This is a genomic window from Microcoleus sp. BM001215392, assembly GCF_036700185.1.
GTDB lineage: Bacteria > Cyanobacteriota > Cyanobacteriia > Cyanobacteriales > Microcoleaceae > Microcoleus.
Genome location: NZ_JAUBOJ010000491.1, coordinates 2816 through 4650, shown reverse-complemented (window position 1 = coordinate 4650; position 1835 = coordinate 2816). Strand labels below are relative to the sequence as shown.

Sequence of the window (1835 nt, the reverse complement as noted above, 5' to 3'; positions counted from 1 at the left end):
ATATAAGTTATTAGTTATCATCTCATATTGACTGCGGTCATGCTTCGCCCCTACAAACATATTTGCTTGCACTCATCCGCTGCACCCGATGGCTGATGGCTGGATAGCTGTTCCACAATAAAAGATGTTTTTTAATAATGACGCACCCTACAATATAATGACAGCGAACAAATCACAAAAACCTAAATCTGATATTTTCTGGTGGCTGCTTCTGATCGGACTGCCGATAGTGGGAATTGTCGCAGTTAATTTGCTGCCTAATCTGCGTGAAATCTCAGAAAAACTTGCCAACCAAACTCCGAAAAATCTTGATGCTAATTACCGCTATCAGTTCTCGGCAACTTTGAGAAATAATCCGAATCAAAAGGAAGCTATTCAGCAAGAAATGGCTTTTTACCAGCAGCGATTGGCTGTGGATTCCCAGAGTGGTTTGAATCGGGCTGCTTTGGCGAGTGCTTATTTGAAAATGGCTCGCGTAACTGGGGAAGGTGGTTGGTTTTTATTAGCCGAACAAGCGGCCCAAAGATCGATCGCCCTTTTGCCTTTTGACAACAAAGGTGCGCTGCTAGTTTTAGCTCGAATTGCTGAGGCTAGACACGATTTTGCGACGGCTTTGCGCTTTGCGAAACAGGTGGGTTTTGACAATGAAGATGCGATCGCCCTTTCCGTTACATCTCACTTAGCCACGGGAAAGCTTAGTGAGGCAAGTATAGCGGCAGAAACCTTAGTTAATAGGATTCCTAACTTAGGCTCTCTCACATTAAGAGCATTGGTGAGAGAGTCTCAGGGGCGAGATGCGGAGGTTTTGCAGGATTACCAGCAAGCAATGGCTGCGGAGGAACCGGGAGAGATTGCTGGATCGGCGCGAGTTCGATCGCTCTTAGGTCGATTTTACGCCCGCCGCGGGCAGTTTGTGCAGGCGAAAGCGCTATTTTTGGAAGCGCTGCGGTTAGTTCCGCGATACCCGCTAGCGCTGATTTATTTGGCGGATTTGGAGGCGCGCCAAGGCAATTATCGGGAAGCAGAGGCTAATTACAGCAAGGTTTCTGCCTATTCTGGCCAGGCTGCGACGGTGTTCGATCGCCTGGTGGATCGCGGTATGGCGAGGGTGAAGGATTTGCAGGGAGATGCGAGATCCTCGGGGAGACTGCGCGACAAAGCAGAAGCTGGGCTGCGACAGGAACAGGTTTCTGGCGGTTTTGGACATCGGCGCGATTTGGCGAGTTTGTTGCTGGAAAAAGGGCGATCGCAGGATGTCGCTGAAGCGCTGCTGTTAATGCAGGATGAGGTGAAAATTCGCAGGGATGCTGTAACGCTGGATATCTACGCCTGGGCGCTTTTTAGCGCTGGGGAATTCCAAAAAGCCGATCGGGTGATGGCCGAAATTGTGCGATCGGGAATTCGGGATGCAGGGATATTTTACCGGGCTGGTGCGATCGCTCAGACTTTAGGAAAAGATGCCGAATCTCGCGCTTATTTTCAAAAGGCGAAGGAAATCGATCCGAGTTTTGATAGTCGATCTCGTCAAGCATTGGGTTTGGGAAGTTATGAATTTTGAGCAAGGATTTAGCTGCTACTCCCCCATTCTGCCGAGTTCGTCACTCCCCGAGTCCGCCAGGGGTTAAAACCCCTGGCTCAAAGCTAAAGTCCTCTGAAAGAGGACTCAAAGAATTTCAATAAAAAGTAAAAAATCTTGCAGTCGGTTTCAACCGACTTTCGCTATGAGACAGGGGTTTTAACCCCTGTCGGACTGTCGGAATCATCGCAAAATTCCTGTCAAAATCATCGCAAAATTCCTGTCGGAATCATCGCAAAATTCCTGTCGGAATCATCGC

1 protein-coding gene is annotated in these 1835 nt (G+C 48.7%); it reads left to right on the top strand.

Annotated elements, in window-relative coordinates:
• Positions 1-157 precede the first annotated feature (157 nt).
• On the top strand, positions 158-1558 hold the full coding sequence (locus QT974_RS31305; RefSeq protein ID WP_333472273.1) for a hypothetical protein: 1401 nt from the start codon (positions 158-160) through the stop codon (positions 1556-1558).
• Positions 1559-1835: the final 277 nt, after the last annotated feature.

Coding starts and splice junctions, on each gene's coding strand:
- QT974_RS31305 (WP_333472273.1), top strand. CDS start 158: ATGACAGCGAACAAATCACAAAAACCTAAATCTGATATTTTCTGGTGG.